A 479-nucleotide genomic window follows, 5' to 3' on the forward strand; every position below is an offset into this window, starting at 1 on the left:
CGAAGGCAGTCATGGCCGCGTTTAGCGCGCTTTTACCACTGTCACCTTTCGGGGTTTTCGTCTTGTTTGGCGTGGTGCCGGCATTGATCTGCTCAAGCAAGTCCTGAAGGCGCTGCTCTGCCGACTTTGACTGGGGGGTAGAGGCTTCCGGCGGGGTTCCGCCATTTGTTAGCAGACCGTAACCACTTTGATTCCCGCTCTCAGGCTTCACAAGCAGCGACGCGTAAGAGGCTCTTGCCACTTTTTCAATGGCCGTTACTTGTCGCTTAGCACTCAACTCCGCTGCATCGGCAGTATCCTTCAAGGCCTTCTGCTGAGCTGACGCTGAATCCTCTGCCGCTTTCTGCGCGGAGAATGCCGCAAGGAGCAGAACCTTTAGCCGCTCCTGCTCGGCCTTATTACTGTCCCGCACCGCATCTTGATACTTGCCCAGCAAATCCGTCTGCGTAGCAATGCGCTTTGCTTCTTCGATTTGCGCG

Annotated in this window: 1 pseudogene; it reads right to left on the bottom strand. The window is 56.2% G+C overall.

The window, feature by feature from the left end:
* Positions 1–479: pseudogene (locus tag BKD70_RS25140) on the bottom strand (hypothetical protein); the annotation flags it as partial.

It is taken from the genome of Pseudomonas sp. BS-2016 (assembly GCF_001806145.1).
Lineage (GTDB): Bacteria > Pseudomonadota > Gammaproteobacteria > Pseudomonadales > Pseudomonadaceae > Aquipseudomonas > Aquipseudomonas lundensis.